Genomic DNA, 17,069 nt, shown 5'->3' with positions numbered 1-17,069 from the left:
ACTCGCTGCAAATCTCAGGAGATAAGACACATCCTTGCTACACAGGTTCAATTTCTTTCAAATGCCGCTGTGCAGATAACTTGGCCGCGATACAACTGAGTAATGTACCGACTATCAGGAGTAGCAAAGATTCATCCCAACCTAATCCTAAAAGACGGAACTGACTATCGTAGAGCGTTGCCAGCTGACTCACGGCACCATTGAACAATATAGTCAGAAAAGCCGTAAATAACCATGCACTGACTGAACCGAGAAAACCAAACCACATGCCGGAGTACAGATAAGGGCGCAGAATAAACACATCTGTCGCCCCGATGAGTTTCATGGTTTGAATTTCTTCTTTATTCGCTAAAACATTAAAACGCAACGTATTGCCGACAATCAAGAAAACAGCGGCAAACATCAGCAATGACAAGCTCACCACAACCATTGTCGCCAGATGTTTGATCGCATCCAAGCGTGTCAGCCAATCTTCGTCAAGGCGCACATCCGTCACATTCTGCTCATGCTGAATGCTCTCGGCTAATTGCTTCACTTCGGATTGATTGGTCACCGCCGGCGTAATCACGATCACCCCGGGTAATGCATAATCATCCAGCAGACTGATCGCTTGTTCAAATCCCGCATGTTGGCTCATCTCGGCCAGTCCTTGCTGCGGAGAAATGTATTCCACTTTCTGCACCGACGGACGCACTTCTATTTCGTCTTTCAGTACCATGACCCGGGCTTCCGGCGTGCCTTCTTCAAGATAAACGCTGATTTGCGAAGGGGTGGCAACATGGCTGGCAACCGAAGCAACGTTTTTACTCAGCAAATACAGGCAGGCAGGCATCGTTAAAGCCATCGAGATGACAGCCAATGTCAGTAAGTTCCCCATGGGGCGCTGCTGCCAAAGGGCCAAAAAAGACGACTTCGCCTGCTTATAATGAATTGCCAGAAAGTGATCGCGGGGCGGACGCTTTTGTTGTTCCCGTTTTTTCTTTGAATTGGAGGCGCGTTTGTTTTTCGGCTTAGTGGCCATAATCTTCAACCTCGCTTAAGAAACCCTGATTTAGCTCGAGATGACGATACATCGGGCGGGAATTGACCAGATTAATATCATGCGTGGCAAGGAGTATTGTCACACCGGCACGGTTGAATTCCTCAAACAAACGAAGAATTCGGTTGGATAAATCCGGATCGAGATTCCCGGTTGGCTCATCAGCCAGTAGTAATGTCGGCCGATTCACTACCGCCCTTGCTATTCCGACACGTTGCTGTTCCCCGCCGGAAAGCTGACTCGGCAGGCAACGCATTTTGTCCAGTAGCCCGGTTTTATCCAAAGCCGCCGAGACTCGTCTTTTAATCTCATTTTCAGAGATAGATTCAATGCGCATCGGCAGTGCCACATTATCGAATACACTGCGATCCATCAGCAACCGATGCTCTTGAAATACAATGCCGATGTTACGACGTAAAAACGGAATATCCTGATTCGGAATGCGTGTGATATCGTGCCCGTTAAAATGAATCCGCCCGTCAGTTGGCCGTTCGATAGCACAAATCAATTTCAGTAATGTGCTTTTCCCAGCACCTGAATGCCCACCAACAAATGCCATTTCCCCACGACGGAGGTGGAAGTCGACTTTCTGCAAGGCTTGTCGTCCTCCTCGATAGGCTTTACTCACTTGCTGAAATCTGATCACTCGCTATCCCCTTCCCCAAGCATAATCCATGTTTGTTGCCCGTCTATATACTTTCTTTGTGGCAGTCAGTCTCGCAACACCGCCGGTTTTGCGGTCATCGTCTGAATCATTTATCTCACTGCGGCTACTCATCCCGACTAAACAACGCTTCGATAAACTCTTCAGTTTGGAAAGGACGTAAATCATTAATACCTTCTCCGACACCAATATAGCGAATCGGTATCTTAAACTGATCAGCAATCGCAAAAATCACCCCACCTTTGGCGGTTCCATCGAGTTTTGTCAGGGTAATCCCCGTAACGGGTGCAACCTCACTGAACAGTTTGGCTTGGCTGATCGCATTCTGGCCGGTACCGGCATCTAAGGTCAGCATGATTTCATGAGGTGCCGAATCATCAAGCTTCTTCATCACGCGTACAATTTTGCGCAGCTCTTCCATCAAATTGCCTTTATTTTGTAATCGTCCGGCCGTATCAGCAATCACGACATCCACACCCCGCGCTTTGGCGGCTTCAATGGTATCGTAAATCACAGAGGCACTATCGGCACCGGTATGCTGGGCAATCACTGGCACTTGATTTCGCTCTCCCCAGATTTGCAGCTGCTCAACGGCAGCGGCCCGGAAGGTATCACCGGCAGCCAGCATGACCTTTTTACCCTGCATCTGATATTGCTTCGCCAGCTTGCCGATTGTGGTCGTTTTCCCGACCCCATTCACACCGACCATCAGAATGACATAAGGATTTTTCTGCTCATCGATGACTAAAGGCCGCTCGACATGAGAGAGAATCTCTCCCATTTCTTCTTTCAGTAAGCCGTATAATGCTTCACCGTCTTTTAACTGTTGACGATTGGCTTTTTCCGTCAGGTTTTTAATGATCTTGAGCGTTGTATCCATACCGACATCGGCAACTAACAACTGTTCTTCAAGTTCTTCGAAAAGATCCTCATCGATCTTTTTCCCCTTGAATAAACCAAAAAATCCGGCGCCGATATTTGCTTTGGTCCGGCTCAGGCTTCTTTTTAAACGCGCAAAAAAGCCTTCGGTCGGTTTTTCCTGTTCAGTAACTCTCACTGGTTGAGGCGCTTCCGGGACAGGGTCTACGTGACTGGCTTCACTCGGTTCCTTGGTGAGATCTGCTTCCACCTCGATTTGACTCTCAGGAAGCTCAGCCGCTTCATTTTCCGCGTTTTCCTCTGTTGGAGCGATATCTGCCAAAGACTCACTCACCTCAGGGAGGTCCTCACTCACATCATCTTCGGTCGATGTTTCAGTCGGATCATTTTTTTCATTAGTCTCATCGTCACCAAAACCAAGCCATGACAGCAGGCCACGCTTCTTTTTTTCTGTCATCTGGAAATATCCTAGATTTATTCATCGGTTCAAAACGTTATAATACCAGTTCTACTGATGACGTCATTGGTATCATACTTTTCTCAGAATATTTATATGCTCAGGAAAAGAAAAATGACAAAGCCGTGAAAAATCTAAACTCAGACTGTTAAACTTCATCATGCTTCAATTCGTACCTTCACCCGTCTGCAACAAAAACAGGCCGGGCGGCTATATTAACACTTTATTTTCGGTCAAAAAATCATGGGAAAACATCGTCAGCCAAACCAGTCACAAAAAAGAGATAAATCAGGCTTCATTCGGATTATTAGTGGATTGTGGAAAGGCCGCAAACTGCCGGTTCATGATGCTGAAGGTCTCAGACCGACCACAGACAGAGTCAAAGAAACACTGTTTAACTGGTTGGTGACCGATATCCCCAAGGCCCGTTGTCTCGATCTGTTTGCCGGATCCGGAAGTCTGGGCTTCGAAGCAGCATCGCGTCAGGCTGAACACGTCACCCTCATCGAGAAGAACCCAGCCGCATTTCAACAACTCAAGCAAAATCAACACTCTCTGGCGGCAGCTCAGCTCCAAATCATCCAGAGCGATACACTGCTTTATCTCGCTCAGATACCACCGGAAGGGCCTTACGATATCGTATTTATCGACCCACCGTTCCGACAAGGATTGTTAGAGGAAACACTCCGGTTACTGGAGAATAACCAATGGTTAAACGAACAGGCGATGATTTATATCGAAAGTGAAAAGGAATGGCCGGTTACAGCCATTCCTGCCTCCTGGCAACTTTACCGGGAAAAAGTTGCCGGACAAGTTTGCTATCGCTTATATCAGAAAGCCCCGTAAAACGGGGCTCCAATGGCGGGTCTTAAACAGACTTATCTTAAACAGACTTAGCCCGCCACATAACTTTTGATACCATCCAGAAACATCTGCATTGAAACCATCACCAAGAGTAGCCCCATCAAACGCTCGGCAGCCTTCAAACCTTTTTCGCCTAAAATCCGGTGAAAAAAGTCATAGAACATTAAAATAACAGATGTACCGCTCCATGCCAGAAAAACAGCCAATGCCAATTCGGGTAACTCATTGGGTGACTGTGAAGAAAACACCAGTAACGATGCGATCAACGACGGGCCGGCAATCATTGGAACAGCCATCGGAACGATAAAGGGTTCTTCACCAGCAGCCAGCCCCGTAATTGAACCGGCACTGGGAAAGATCATCTTAATTGCGATGATAAACAGAATCACACCGCCAGATATGCTCAAAGTCTCCGGTGCAACTTTCAGGAAACCCAGAATGTTTTTACCGGCAAACAGGAAAATCATCAAAATGAGCAGCGCAAAACACAACTCCCGGATTAACACGATACGTCGCCGTTTCGGGTCAAGGTGCTTTAATATCGCCAACACGATCGGGAGGTTGCCAAGCGGGTCCATGATCAGAAACATCATGGTCGCGACGGAAAAAATTTCCATACTTAATCTCAGACGGTTCAATAAAAAACGAAGTATAACAACCTGCAAGCAAGATTTCGACGTCCGAGTAAGCTTGTCGGAGCGCTCTATATTCAAGCACTTCCACTCTCGGCCCTCCCGAAAGAATCAACTCAAGGGTGATATGGCAACACAGCCACAACCAGCAGACATAATGCCACTAAAAACCCGCTGGTTGTCACTAAAGAGAGTTGATCAAACTTTTTTTGACCGGGATAGACCATGACCCGAAAGAAAACAACAAACCATAATGCAGCGCCGACAGATGCTTCGAGAGCACTCCAACTTCGCGCCTGAAGCCACCACCCGCTGGCAGACCAGATCAGCCCGAGTAATCCAGTGCCTAAAACAGCAACGACGGTCATCCGTTTATCGATATAAGGCAGGAAAAGAAGATAGAGAACAATCCCGAGTGCAATCAAGGTGATCGGCAGCCACCACTGGATCGGATACAAAATATGTTGCCAAAAAGCCAGACTAAAAGCGATACAACTCAATAGGAAAGCAGAAAAAGATAATCTAAATTTGGTTTGCCCGGCAAAGGACCAGGTAAAGATCAGGCAGCAGCATAATGCCACTGAACTCCAGACGATTGAAGCACGCCATTCTGACGTAAGACTCCACATTAAAACCAGCAATACTGTAGTACAAATGAGTCCCAAATAAAGAGAGAGTCTGTTTGGGTGACCGACATGGCTTTCCTGCATACAAGCTACCTTCATGTTGAACAGGTGCTAGTTTATAACCGTTTCATGAGAAATCCACCGATGGCTTCAAAAACTTGGATCTGAGTAAAGAAGTAAATTCTCACTGTATAAAAATAGCACAAAGCTGCAAAAAACCAGGAAAAACAACCATAAATGAATGAACTATGATTTTTAGCAAAAAAAATCAAATATAAATGAGAATTCCATCAGTTTTAAATAGCGAAAACAGTGTCAAATAAAACAAATATTTTATTAAAATACAATTAGTTAAACAAAAAGTATCAGTAAAAAACAAAATTAATGAAAACACAGACATGACAGACAAAAAAACACATCAGACCACTGACGAATAACCTTCGCAGTAATCTAGTTGATAATTATTGTCAAAAACATCGATATATAAGCCAATTTTTTGCTTAAAAAGCCCGATAAAAACCATCAAGCCACTTAAACCACCAAAAGCAACAAGGCTAGATAACCACCACTATTAAATTCAAATTTAACTCATTAAAATCATATAGTTAAATAACAATAATCATCAAAAAAACGATATAGAGCAAATAACAAACAACCAAAAACAATATTAAAAACCAGCCATACATCACTACTGAAGCACCATAAACATAGTTTTTCAAAGATTTTACAAAATGAATTTGATCAATCGTGAAAAAATGATATTCTGTATAAATCTTAACAAACAAATTATAGGAGCAGTGTGTTATGATCACGCCATCTCAAAAGCAGGGACTCGTCATGATTGCAGTTATTCTCGGCCTTATGACACTGCCTCTGATTTATTGATACCTCGATAAACAAAAAGGGACGCTAAAAAGCGTCCCTTTTTGTTTATCAAATCATTCATTCAAATAACTTCGTTGACACAAACTCCCAATGGATGTAATAAACACCGAGAGCAATCATCGTCATAATCATCATCACAGAGATGGCTGCACGCCAGACAAAACGACTACTCCTTGGCATCAACTCTTTCATACACTCATCGTAAGCATCCAAAAATGCTTCACAATCTTCTAATTGATAATCGGTTTCATGCAGTAACTTGTTCCGTACCGTCGCAATATATCTCAGCTTTTTGATCACATTATGAGGTAGTCGGTTTTCACAACTTGAAATCAGCTGATGCAACCCTCGCCCTTCTGCATGATATTGAACACGAAGGAGATGCTCCAATTTTCGTGTTCTGATAACAACTTTTTCAATCTCTGACATGGCTATCTCCTCGATTTCTCCTGATGCCCAGATAACCTATGGTGCTGACATTATGGCAGCAACCAGCGAGTCAACCGGAAACGAGCACATATCCAACTCATCATCAAAGCACCGATATAGCTCATTATAATCCATAATGGAATGACCCAAACCGGATGCCCCGAGAAATTTAACACAAAATGATGCATCGGCCATAAAATAAGCGGATGAAGGATGTATATCCCCAAGCTATAGCGGCTGGTAAAGCGGATCACTTTTTGCCACATCGGAGATAGGCTCGCTCCCCAGCGTCGACACATAACAAAAATCATCCCTGCAATCACAACGGTATTCAGTGTTTTGTAGGAAAGCCAGCGTTTGACTGTATACTCTCCCGCATCCACACTCAGATGAATCACCATATAAACGGTTACAATTAAGCCGATACATCCCAGCAACCCCCAAAGCCAGACATATATCGCCTCCCGGGACAGATAATATCCGAGTAACAGATAACCGGAATAAAGCCACAACGAATCAGACCAGAAACCATTCCAATAAAACAAATACGCAACTGAACTGACAAGCCACAGCAACAGATAGCCTCGCGTAAACCATTCATATCGTCTGACTGCCCAATGAAAGAAGGGAATCAAAGCGTATAGCGGGATAAAGTAATAAAAGAATCCAAGATGATAATAGGTCGCTTCATGGGGCATCTCAGAGAGTCGCATCTTGACACTGTCCCAATCAAAACCGGTCGTACCCCAACCCGATAAGTAAGCATAGAAAACGGACCAGATCAGAAACGGAATCACCACTTTCAGAACTCTGCGCTGAATATAATATTTCCCGTCGAAAGGACGGGGATCACCAACGAGCAGCGCACCAGATACCATGATAAATACCGGAACGGCCCATCGACTGATGCCATTCAATCCGGCAGCGACTACCCAGTGATCAAAAGGAATCACACCATATTGATGACGAAATGGCCCCAAAACATGAATACCGACCACAAACAGTGCCGCCAAAGAACGCAGTAAATCGAAATAGAAAACCCGACTGGGACTCATCTTGAATCTCTCCTTCTATCATATAGATGACTCTAGCGAGATCGCCCTGTCAGATACAACAATCTGTGGTTATCTTTTATTCAAACTTCTGTCAGAAATTCACTTTGATAGAAATTACCAATTGATAGAATAAACTTAACCGAATTTATTTTACAACTTGGTCAACGTATGATGTACAGGAATCGAACAGAATTCAGAAATAGATGGAGTGTCTTATGAAAACGAATGTTATCGGCTTAGACAGTACAACGAGCCAAAAACTTGCAACATCTTTAAATCAACTCCTTGCCAACTATCAGGTATTTTACATGAATGTCAGGGGTTACCACTGGAACATTAAAGGACCAGAATTTTTTGAACTTCATACTAAGTTTGAAGAGATCTATACAGATTTACTGACTAAAATCGATGAAGTTGCTGAACGAATCCTGACCTTGGGAAGCACACCGCTGCATACCTTCAGCGATTATGTGACGCGCTCTGAAATTCAGGAACATAAGCAAGCCTCACAGGCAAAAACAACGGTTGAAGGTTTAGTTCAGGGATTCGGAACACTGGTGAAACAGCAACGAGAAATTTTGGGAATTGCCGGCGATGCAGGCGACGAAGGAACTGCAGCATTAATGAGTGATTACATCAGAGAACAAGAAAAACAGATCTGGATGTTTAACGCTTGGCTACAGTAAAGTGACTGGTTTTCACAAACGCATATCACAATTCTGAGAACGTTCTCTGACTATCGGTCTGAGGGGTCACACGACGTATTGAGCATTGTTACTCCAGCACAATGCTTCGTGGAGTGATTGACTGACTTCCTCAACCGATAGACCGATTTTCGCGCTCTCCGTTTCAATCCCCTGCCAGTTACCCCGTTCAAAATGTTCCTGAATCGTCAGTAGATCGCCATAAGCACCTTTGCGCTTTGCCAATGCATCTTTCGCTAATTCAGGTAATGGCAACTGTTCCATTAAATCATCAATGGAAATATCCAGAATGGCATCGAGCACAGAAAACAGACCGATCATAAATGCTTGCCCTTTCAACTCATGAAAAACTTCATGAGATGACATCAACTGACAAAAATGAGCACGCTGTAACGATAGTCGGTAGAGCTCTTTGGGCTTGTCCACGGCAATGTAAGAGGCAACGGTCAGAGACACAAAAGACTTGAGTCTGTCTTGACCTAAATAGATGAGCGCTTGACGGAAAGACGAGATACTGACACAAATGCGATCGGAAAGTACATTCACAAAACGGAGTAGTTTATAAGACAAAGTGACATCTTGTGAGAGGATCTCTTCGACTCGGTCAAAGTTCACCTCCGGCTGACAGACTTCAATAAACAAATTCATTGCTGTCAGGTATTCAGGAACCACATAGCGCTTTTTCATCACCTGTGGTTTTCTAAAAAAATAGCCTTGAAAGAAGGAGAAACCAGCGGCTTTCGTCTGCAAAAACTCTTCTTCCGTTTCTACCCGCTCCGCAAGAAACCGACACTGACATTTATCGGCAATTTTTTTCCGGACAAACTGGCAAGCCTCATCAACCCCCAAAGCCATGATATCCAATTTGACAATATGGACGTAAGGGAGAAAGCGTTCCCATGCTGGCGAATAGACAAAATCATCCAACGCCAGTAAATAGCCGTGGCGATGTAAATCACGAACAACATGATATAACGCATCGGTCGGTTCACAGGTTTCCAACACTTCGACGACAATTCGGTGTTTGGGCAGGGTAAAGGGAAGACGGCGAATCAGGCTTTTATAAGGAAAATTGATAAAACAGCGTGCAGACCGTCGATCAGATGTTCTGCCGACCGTCAAAAAGTTTTCGGCAATTAAACGATAGGTTGCCCGCTCTGAACTGATGTGAGACGGAAAAGCATTCATTTCTCCGTCCCGGAAAAGTAACTCGTAGCCTAAAGTGACTCCTTTTGCATTCAGGATTGGCTGACGGGCAACATATGTATATCGCATTTTTCGAACCTAGGCTTTTGCCACCGCCAATAAAGCGCCACAACCCAAAAATGCGGATCCAAACACCTTATTCAGACGACGCATGACAAATTCTGAGCGAGTATATCGCCTGAGCTTCGCGGCAAGCGAAGTATATGTCAGCATCACCAGTGTATCGATGACCATGGTCGTTACACCTAAAATAATAAGTTGAAGCATCTGAGGGCTTTCCGGTTGAATAAACTGAGGAAAAAGAGCCACCAGAAAAACAATCGATTTCGGATTCGTTAGATTGATCAGCATCGATTTGCGTAGCATAACCCAAGGTTGATGCGAAGTCTGTGATTTAGTCGTAAAAGACGTGCTAGTATCACGCCATTTTTGTATGCCCAACCAGACTAGGTAAACCACACCAACCCACTTAATAATGCTAAACGCAAGCACAGACTGAGCGACCAAAGCACCGACACCAACTCCGACCAGCACGATGTGAAAGCCTAATCCCAGCTGCAGCCCTGCAATCGCAAACAGTGACCTGCGGATACCGTAATTGAGACCATTACTGATAGAATTCACCGTGCCAGAACCGGGAGCCAGACTGAAAATAATTGCCGTGGCTACATAGGCAAGCCAGACGTGTAGTTCCATGGGAATTCCTCTATACTAAAGACGCTTAACACAATACGAATATTTCTCATACTATCAGCAATCAGTTGGATTATGAATCAACATAAAATACTGACCTCCCCTTATACGCAAGAGTTTCTCTTTGAGCAAGCCATCAGCAATGATATTTCAACTTTCTGGCAGGACAGGCAGGAAGGGACACTGCGGGCATTTGATAAAAAGCGCCTCTACTGGTGCGGTTTCACTCGCCCCGATCATGACCAAATGATACTGATTGCAAACGGACGTATTGAGTCCGCATGGAAATATCAGGAACTAATCTACGATTTATTCCGCCAAGGGTATGATATTTATACGTATGATCATCGAGGACAAGGGCTGTCTGAGCGACTTTGCACTGACACACAGATCGGCCATGTCGGCGAGTTTTATGACTATGTTCGTGATATGGAAACCATTCTTGCACACACCTTAGCCACGAAAACTTACCGGGCCCGTTTTCTGCTTGCTCATTCGATGGGAGGCGCAGTAGTCACGCGCTATATTCAAACTCATCCTGATCATGAATTTGATGCCATGGCATTAACCGCACCGATGTTCGGGGTACACATCCCCTATTTGCTGCGGCCGATTGCTCTCCCTTTGACTCAGATTTTGTCTGCACTGACATCTGAACCCAAATATGCACCGGGTTATCAGGGATATTTGTCCAAGCCGTTTGAAAATAATCCGCTGACGCATAGTGAGACAAGATATCGCTGGTTCAGGCAACTGTATGATGGCCATCCAGAATTAAAATTAGGCGGGCCCAGTGCACAGTGGGTCTGGCAAAGCCTCATGGCGATCAAACAATGTCATCAACTGACGCGACAAGTGACCCTCCCCACGCTGATCGTACAGGCGGGAGAAGAAAGCATCGTCAGTAATCATGCCCAGGATTTGTTCTATCGCAAAGTTGCGAAAACCAACCCATACTGTACACGCCTTAAGATTGAAGGCGCAAAACATGAGTTGTTATTTGAAAGTGATCAATATCGAAAGCCCACTCTGGATGCCATTCTCCGGCACTTCTCATCCCATCGCTCAGACTGACCACACCCCTCTGATGAACTGATTCGGCGACAGAGAAGGAAAAGAGGAAAACCGACACGATGGATTTTACCCTCTTCTTCCCCTTTATATTTTCGTAAAATAGTCAACAACGCAGTTCTGCATTTCATTTCTATCAAATGAGGATTTTATGACGCTAACCAGCAAAGATATTCGCATTGTTGCTTCTGATCTTGATGGTACATTACTCGCTCCGGACCATAAGTTAAGCCCATTTACCAAGAGCACACTGCAAGACCTCCATCAGAAAGGGTATACATTTATCTTTGCAACCGGACGTCATCATGTTGATGTGGCAGGCATCCGTGAAATTGCAGGTATCCCTGCGTTCATGATTACCTCGAATGGCGCCCGTATCCATAGCCCGGATAATCAGCTGATGTTCAGCCGTAATGTCCCGAAAGATCAGGTTCAAAGCCTGATTGATCTCTGTAAAGATGATCAAGATATCTTCATTCATATGTACCATGATGACCAATGGCGACTCAGCGCTGTCGATGAAACGATTCAACAATATCACAATGAATCCAAGTTCATGTTTCAGATGTTTGATCCGGAAAATCCACCATTGGATAACGTGGCAAAAATATTCTTCACTCACAGGCAGTCCAGCCACGATGCACTGGTGCGCTATGAGGAAACCCTCAACCAACGCTTTGCCGGGAAAGTGACCATCGCATTCTCCAGCCCGTGGTGCCTTGAAGTCATGGGGCCGGATATCTCAAAAGGCCATGCATTACAGGTTGTTGCCAATTCACTGAACCAGACCTTAGACCACTGTATCGCATTTGGGGACGGGATGAATGATATTGAAATGTTGTCGATGGCTGGCTGCGGTCTCGTGATGAAAACCGCCCATGAAAAAGTGTTGTCAGCCTTACCACAGATTGAGCGTATCGGCAGCCATGCTGATGATGCTGTTGCCCACTATCTGCATCAACACTTGCTGTAATTCATTCTCAACGCCGCCCGGGCATCTGTTATCCATCCACCGTCAATCGTCATTCGACGGTGCTGGTGGCAGATACCCGCTGGTTAGAGGTTGAATATAATCGCTCTCAGTCTGCGGATACCGGTATACCCATATGCACAAGATAGCTTGAGTCTACAGATACCGCTCTGTTTTCGAGACCAAGATTCGGGGACTCGTTTGACACAACTAAATCAGGATTCAAGCTATAATGTTGCAGCGCCATCATCGGCTGCTCAATAATCTGAATCAGCAGCTGTTCGAACTGTCTTGCCAGGCGCTGAGGTGAATATCGGGTTGACCGATACGCAATCAGTACTTCTAAAGATTCTCCGGGCGTCACAAAAACCGTCAGCGGCAAATGGGTATAACCCCGGTTTTCCATAGCTATCAGTTTCATCCCGTGGTAATCGATGCTAAACCAATGATCATAATTCGGATAATTATCAACCGACAACATCGTATCAAACCAACACGCCTCTCCCGTCAGTTGCCCGATCTCATCCAATCCCAACATATCGTGTTCACACAAATGAATCTGTTCTGACTGAACCGCTTTCAGTTGCTCAATCAATGAACGGCTTTGTTGGAGCCGGATCCGGACCGGAACCGTATTGGTAAACAGGCCGACATAAGATTCTATCCCTTCGATATCACAAAACCGTCCTGAGACCGGAGAACCAAAAATGACGTCTTCACATCCGCTGATATCACACAAGATCATCCCCCACACCCCTTGCATCAATGAATTGACGGTTAAACCGTTCTGCTGACAAAGCGTGGTTAGTTTTTGTGTCATCAAGGGTGACAATCGAAAAGAGGTGTCACTGACCTGATCTGACGGGGATTCACCTTGATAGATCAGCGTCGGTTGCGCGTCTGCCAATGCCTGAGACCAGACTCGCCTCGCGACAGATTTATCTCGTGAAGCTAACTGTCTAATCACGCAGGCATAGCGGTCAGGCGTCTGCGGAGTCTCCAGCCCCGTTGCCTCAACATAAGCCTGAAGCAGATCCCGGAGCAAAATCGGCATTGACCAACCATCAATGACCAAATGGTGTTCAGACAAAAACAGCGTATGTTGATTGTCATGATGATGCACTAATACGGCATACAGTAATGGCTGACGGGCGTCCTGCATATCAAAGGGGCGCAAGACTTCCCGGGACTCAATGGCGGCCAGTGCGGCATCTTGCTCCTCATCAGGCAATGTATTCAGAGAGCAAATTTCCAGCGGCCATAAGCCTCTTCTTTGCTCCGCCTGCTCAACCGTGATTTGGGGCAGCACTTGAACCGCTTGTTCTAAAATATGAACGTCAAAACGAGCCAGTAACTGCGGGTGACGTAATACAACGTTATCGAGTGCTTGCTGTAGGCGCTGCACATCCATTTCACCGACAAACTGCATCTTGGTCAGGGCGTTATAGTTGCTCTGTTGACCACCGGTACGCACATGAGACAACAGCCCGTTCTGAACCGGCAGCGTCGGAATAATGTCACGAATCTCACCGTATTCAGCGGTGAATTGTGCCCGCACGTCATCACTCATCAGGATATGCTCTGCGGGGGTATCCACATGCGACATACTGGTATGCTGATGTTGGTCGATTTTCAACGCTATTTTTTCCAGTGTCTTCTCCACAAAGATATCTTTGACCTTCAAAAGGTATCCCTGCTGACGTATCCGGTTGACCAAAGCCATCGCAGAGATACTGTCGCCACCGAGTGAGAAAAAGTCATCTTCTGCGGAGATCACCGATGCCCTGAATAGTGACTGTGCTTCCTGACACAGTAGCCGTTCGATATCCGTCTGCGGTGCCCGGCCAGAGCTTCGGGTCACCGACAGAGGCATTGCAGCCAACGCTTTGCGATCAATTTTACCGTTCACATTAATCGGCATCTCATCAATAATCTCAATCACCGCTGGAACCATGTAATCAGGCAGAATTTGGGCAAGCGCCGCCGACAAATGTTCACCATTACGTTGACCGGCACTGTCCGGTGTCAGTACACAAAATCCGATCAAGCGGTGCGTGCCGGCAAAAGGCTGCGCCACAACAACCGCCTGAGCGACCCCTTGCTGAACCGACAATACATTTTCAACTTCTCCCAGTTCGATCCGATAACCACGAATTTTCACCTGATCATCACAACGCCCAATAAAAGCGAGGTACCCCTTTTCAGACCAACGGACTAAATCTCCGGTACGGTACATCACGTCACCGGCAACAAATGGATCCGCCACAAAACGTTCTGCGGTCATGCCGGGTTGATTTAAATATCCCTGCGCCATCCCCGCACCGGCAAGATATAGTTCTCCGACACACCCGGTCGGTACCGGTGTCAGTGTTTCATCTAATACATAGGTGCGCGTATTGGCGATTGGCCGGCCGATCACCGGGGTATCATCCGCTTTAAAACTGGCACTCACTGCATCAACCGTATATTCCGTTGGCCCATAGAAGTTTTCCACCATCAGCGCGGGATACTCGCTCACCTTCTGCCACAGCTTATGTGGTACCGCTTCACTTCCGACCAAAACGAGCGTCGGTACATGCGACATCGTCATCAGTCCGGCTTCCAGCATCTGATAAAACAGCGAAGGAGACAGATCTAAAGCATCAATTTGGTCTTGTTCAACCAACCGGTTCAGCTCAAAGGCATCCCGGCGTTGTTCATTCGAATAGAGATACAGTGTATGGCCGTGAATCATCCATAAAATTTGTTCCCAAGATGCATCGAAAGAAAAAGAGGTGGTATGCGCGGCTCGGACAACGGGACGCTCATGCACTTGTTTCAACTGTGATAGCGCCCGTTCGAAAATAGTCTGTCGATGAGACAGCGCGAGATTCAGTAACGCGCCATGATGGTTTAAAACTCCTTTCGGCTTACCGGTCGAACCGGATGTAAAAATAATATAAGCCGTATCCTCTCTTTGCGGTGAGGGATAATCCGGGGGAAAATCTTCACTTGCGCACAACAATGTTTCGAGTCGCCATTGTGATATAGAGAATAAAGATGTGGTGATATGTTGCAGCGCTTGCTGTAAACCAAACGACGGATTTGCATCGATCAGTACACCACGGGGACGAGCCTGTTCCAGAATGGCTTCAATTCGTTCCCGGGGGTAATCAGGATCAATGGGGAGATACACTGCACCACATTTCATCACAGCCAAAAGCACAATCACCGCAAATCCAGTTCTCGGTAATGCGACCCCAATGACATCACCGCGTTGGACGCCGGCTTGCAGGAAATTCACCGCCAGCGTATTGATCTGCGTATTCAGTTGCGCGAACGTCCATGATGACTGCCCATCGTACAATGCCAGCCGGGTCGGAAATGATTCAACTTGCTGACTTAGCAGATCAAGAATGGTTTGGTACTCAGTGGGAAGCGCTAATACAGCACCGGTAGACCATGGCTGCATCGCCTGTTTAACCCGCGGTGTGCGTGGGGAGAAATCACCAACCGGATTCAATGGACATGCGGCTGGCTTTAAATCTTTTACAAAATCAACGTCTTCAGGCTGTCTTGCTGCCTGTGACCATGATGACATTGATTCATCAATCATATTGCTCATAGACATAGCGATGATTCCTTCATGAATTAAGCCCGGAGAGATGAACATGCTGCCAGTTTTGTTCGATATAACTAAGACAGACGGATTTATCTTCCGGACCGAACATCGCTCGCCAGCCTTGAGGGACCGGACTGAATTCAGGCCACAAACTATACTGACCACGAACATTGGTCAGCACAAGAAATCGATGACTCTCATCATCAAATGGATTGGTATATTTTTTATCATTCATTATTCTTAAGCCACCCTGCCAACTAAGGGAAATATTCATACTTTGTTTACATCAGTCATCCCGTTCAATTTGTATCAATGTCACGAGCGCGTCTTCCAGAAACAGATAATGTCCATGACAAAACTGTATGCCGGTCTCTTGCTGAAGTATTTGGGAAAGTTCAAACGTGAAATGTGAACGCTGCGGCTCAAGGGATATTAATTGTGCATCATGGAAATCAAGGTAACGTTTTACTAAAGGATAGAGCGCCTTAAAAAGGCTCTCTTTGGCAGAAAACATCAGAGAGATAAACTGCGCTTTATGCCAATCGGTGACATTCTGAAGCTTGATTTCCTCAGGTGTGACAATCATTCTTCCGATCGACTCGCAGAGTGTTTCATCCATGATATTTTCGACATCAACCCCGATCGATAACTGATCGGCGGTGGTCGTCACCGTACAGATGGCTGTATCATCCGTATGTGAGATTGAGCCGATAAATCCGTCAGGCCACACCGGAGAACGATGTTCACCAATTCCGACCCAAGGTTCAGATGCACCCCGGTGCAGCAAGGCATATTTTGCGGCAATTCTGCCGGCAACAAATTCTGCTTTTCTTTTACTGACCGCCCCGAGCAGAGATTCAGGTAAGGTGATGCCTTCTTGCGCAGCACCTGCCGTATAGTCGTCACGCGCATAGCGATTCATAAAAATAGTCTGTCCACCCAAGCATAATTGCTTTTGCCAGATCAGAAATGTCATCACTCATCGTCCCTAAACTCGTTCATCATCATGTGCAAATCAATTGAAAATAGGCCTCAAGCAATGGAGTAAGCCGTCCCCATCCGAGCTTTCAGCCTTGTATACCGAAACAAACATTCATGATTATTTTATGAATTTCTCGCTAATACTAGCCTCACCATTGCACTGCAACAGCAGCCATTAGCATACAACCAATGCACGTATAAACTCCAATAGAAATCCTCTGAACTCGCAGCGAAGATCGCATTATTTCCTATATTTCTTACTCATATAGTGTTAATTCTCACGATAAAAGACCGATAGTTCACACATCAGTTC

At 45.7% G+C, this 17,069-nt stretch carries 16 protein-coding genes; 4 read left to right on the top strand and 12 right to left on the bottom strand.

What is annotated here, in order from left to right:
* Positions 1 to 37: 37 nt before the first annotated feature.
* The 3 genes from ftsX to ftsY all read right to left on the bottom strand — a co-directional run bounded on the left by ftsX (position 38) and on the right by ftsY (position 3,039).
* On the bottom strand, positions 38 to 1,021 hold the full coding sequence (gene ftsX / locus AC55NX_RS06830; RefSeq protein WP_496995057.1) for a permease-like cell division protein FtsX: 984 nt from the start codon (positions 1,019 to 1,021) through the stop codon (positions 38 to 40).
* Positions 1,011 to 1,685, bottom strand: coding sequence for a cell division ATP-binding protein FtsE (gene ftsE / locus AC55NX_RS06825; RefSeq protein WP_496995056.1), 675 nt, complete (start codon positions 1,683 to 1,685; stop codon positions 1,011 to 1,013). Before ftsE ends, ftsX begins: the two co-directional genes overlap by 11 nt.
* Before the next feature lie 124 nt (positions 1,686 to 1,809).
* A complete protein-coding gene (gene ftsY, locus AC55NX_RS06820) occupies positions 1,810 to 3,039 on the bottom strand; it encodes a signal recognition particle-docking protein FtsY (protein WP_496995055.1) in 1,230 nt (409 codons plus the stop codon).
* Positions 3,040 to 3,282: 243 nt separating this feature from the next.
* On the opposite strand from ftsY, the gene rsmD reads away from it, so the two are divergent.
* On the top strand, positions 3,283 to 3,885 hold the full coding sequence (gene rsmD / locus AC55NX_RS06815; RefSeq protein WP_496995054.1) for a 16S rRNA (guanine(966)-N(2))-methyltransferase RsmD: 603 nt from the start codon (positions 3,283 to 3,285) through the stop codon (positions 3,883 to 3,885).
* 47 nt (positions 3,886 to 3,932) lie between these two features.
* On the opposite strand, the gene AC55NX_RS06810 is transcribed toward rsmD, so the two are convergent.
* The 4 genes from AC55NX_RS06810 to AC55NX_RS06795 form a co-directional block, all read right to left on the bottom strand.
* Positions 3,933 to 4,520, bottom strand: coding sequence for a YhgN family NAAT transporter (locus tag AC55NX_RS06810; protein WP_496995053.1), 588 nt, complete (start codon positions 4,518 to 4,520; stop codon positions 3,933 to 3,935).
* A gap of 131 nt (positions 4,521 to 4,651) precedes the next feature.
* Positions 4,652 to 5,245 (bottom strand): lysoplasmalogenase family protein, encoded by a 594-nt coding sequence (locus AC55NX_RS06805; protein ID WP_496995052.1) that lies wholly within the window; start codon positions 5,243 to 5,245, stop codon positions 4,652 to 4,654.
* A gap of 858 nt (positions 5,246 to 6,103) precedes the next feature.
* Complete coding sequence (locus AC55NX_RS06800; RefSeq protein ID WP_059123038.1) at positions 6,104 to 6,475, bottom strand: hypothetical protein; 372 nt, start codon at positions 6,473 to 6,475, stop codon at positions 6,104 to 6,106.
* A gap of 50 nt (positions 6,476 to 6,525) precedes the next feature.
* Positions 6,526 to 7,530: an acyltransferase gene (locus AC55NX_RS06795; RefSeq protein ID WP_496995051.1), complete on the bottom strand. Its 1,005-nt coding sequence runs from the start codon at positions 7,528 to 7,530 to the stop codon at positions 6,526 to 6,528.
* Positions 7,531 to 7,745: 215 nt separating this feature from the next.
* Between AC55NX_RS06795 and AC55NX_RS06790 the strand changes: the two genes are divergently transcribed.
* The gene (locus AC55NX_RS06790; protein WP_496995050.1) at positions 7,746 to 8,216 is read left to right on the top strand and encodes a Dps family protein; all 471 of its coding nucleotides are present in this window, start codon (positions 7,746 to 7,748) and stop codon (positions 8,214 to 8,216) included.
* 66 nt (positions 8,217 to 8,282) lie between these two features.
* Here the strand turns inward: AC55NX_RS06790 and AC55NX_RS06785 are convergent, their stop codons facing one another.
* A complete protein-coding gene (locus AC55NX_RS06785) occupies positions 8,283 to 9,509 on the bottom strand; it encodes an EAL and HDOD domain-containing protein (RefSeq protein WP_496995049.1) in 1,227 nt (408 codons plus the stop codon).
* A 9-nt stretch (positions 9,510 to 9,518) separates the two neighbouring features.
* Positions 9,519 to 10,136: a homoserine/homoserine lactone efflux protein gene (rhtB, locus tag AC55NX_RS06780; RefSeq protein WP_496995048.1), complete on the bottom strand. Its 618-nt coding sequence runs from the start codon at positions 10,134 to 10,136 to the stop codon at positions 9,519 to 9,521.
* A 72-nt stretch (positions 10,137 to 10,208) separates the two neighbouring features.
* Here rhtB and AC55NX_RS06775 point away from each other — a divergent pair, with 72 nt between their 5' ends.
* Complete coding sequence (locus AC55NX_RS06775; RefSeq protein ID WP_496995047.1) at positions 10,209 to 11,207, top strand: alpha/beta fold hydrolase; 999 nt, start codon at positions 10,209 to 10,211, stop codon at positions 11,205 to 11,207.
* 148 nt (positions 11,208 to 11,355) lie between these two features.
* Positions 11,356 to 12,177 carry a Cof-type HAD-IIB family hydrolase gene (locus tag AC55NX_RS06770; protein ID WP_496995046.1) on the top strand — a complete coding sequence of 274 codons (822 nt, stop codon included), beginning with the start codon at positions 11,356 to 11,358 and terminating at the stop codon, positions 12,175 to 12,177.
* 106 nt (positions 12,178 to 12,283) lie between these two features.
* Here AC55NX_RS06770 and AC55NX_RS06765 read toward each other — a convergent pair whose 3' ends face one another.
* From AC55NX_RS06765 to AC55NX_RS06755, 3 genes are read right to left on the bottom strand one after another with little or no spacing between them, the layout of a single operon-like run.
* Positions 12,284 to 15,784: a non-ribosomal peptide synthetase gene (locus tag AC55NX_RS06765; RefSeq protein ID WP_496995045.1), complete on the bottom strand. Its 3,501-nt coding sequence runs from the start codon at positions 15,782 to 15,784 to the stop codon at positions 12,284 to 12,286.
* A 13-nt stretch (positions 15,785 to 15,797) separates the two neighbouring features.
* Complete coding sequence (locus AC55NX_RS06760) at positions 15,798 to 16,010, bottom strand: MbtH family protein (RefSeq protein ID WP_496995044.1); 213 nt, start codon at positions 16,008 to 16,010, stop codon at positions 15,798 to 15,800.
* A 51-nt stretch (positions 16,011 to 16,061) separates the two neighbouring features.
* Positions 16,062 to 16,751, bottom strand: coding sequence for a 4'-phosphopantetheinyl transferase family protein (locus tag AC55NX_RS06755; RefSeq protein WP_496995080.1), 690 nt, complete (start codon positions 16,749 to 16,751; stop codon positions 16,062 to 16,064).
* Between the last annotated feature and the right edge of the window lie 318 nt (positions 16,752 to 17,069).

It is taken from the genome of Vibrio rubrogenes, from assembly GCF_059641415.1.
Note: the sequence above shows the minus strand (reverse complement) of the source record. Positions and strands in the feature narration are given on the sequence as shown.

Coding starts and splice junctions, on each gene's coding strand:
- AC55NX_RS06785 (WP_496995049.1), bottom strand. CDS start 9,509: ATGCGATATACATATGTTGCCCGTCAGCCAATCCTGAATGCAAAAGGA.
- AC55NX_RS06755 (WP_496995080.1), bottom strand. CDS start 16,751: ATGACATTTCTGATCTGGCAAAAGCAATTATGCTTGGGTGGACAGACT.
- AC55NX_RS06805 (WP_496995052.1), bottom strand. CDS start 5,245: ATGCAGGAAAGCCATGTCGGTCACCCAAACAGACTCTCTCTTTATTTG.
- AC55NX_RS06765 (WP_496995045.1), bottom strand. CDS start 15,784: ATGTCTATGAGCAATATGATTGATGAATCAATGTCATCATGGTCACAG.
- AC55NX_RS06760 (WP_496995044.1), bottom strand. CDS start 16,010: ATGAATGATAAAAAATATACCAATCCATTTGATGATGAGAGTCATCGA.
- AC55NX_RS06775 (WP_496995047.1), top strand. CDS start 10,209: ATGAATCAACATAAAATACTGACCTCCCCTTATACGCAAGAGTTTCTC.
- ftsY (WP_496995055.1), bottom strand. CDS start 3,039: ATGACAGAAAAAAAGAAGCGTGGCCTGCTGTCATGGCTTGGTTTTGGT.
- AC55NX_RS06770 (WP_496995046.1), top strand. CDS start 11,356: ATGACGCTAACCAGCAAAGATATTCGCATTGTTGCTTCTGATCTTGAT.
- AC55NX_RS06795 (WP_496995051.1), bottom strand. CDS start 7,530: ATGAGTCCCAGTCGGGTTTTCTATTTCGATTTACTGCGTTCTTTGGCG.
- ftsX (WP_496995057.1), bottom strand. CDS start 1,021: ATGGCCACTAAGCCGAAAAACAAACGCGCCTCCAATTCAAAGAAAAAA.
- rhtB (WP_496995048.1), bottom strand. CDS start 10,136: ATGGAACTACACGTCTGGCTTGCCTATGTAGCCACGGCAATTATTTTC.
- AC55NX_RS06790 (WP_496995050.1), top strand. CDS start 7,746: ATGAAAACGAATGTTATCGGCTTAGACAGTACAACGAGCCAAAAACTT.
- rsmD (WP_496995054.1), top strand. CDS start 3,283: ATGGGAAAACATCGTCAGCCAAACCAGTCACAAAAAAGAGATAAATCA.
- AC55NX_RS06800 (WP_059123038.1), bottom strand. CDS start 6,475: ATGTCAGAGATTGAAAAAGTTGTTATCAGAACACGAAAATTGGAGCAT.
- AC55NX_RS06810 (WP_496995053.1), bottom strand. CDS start 4,520: ATGGAAATTTTTTCCGTCGCGACCATGATGTTTCTGATCATGGACCCG.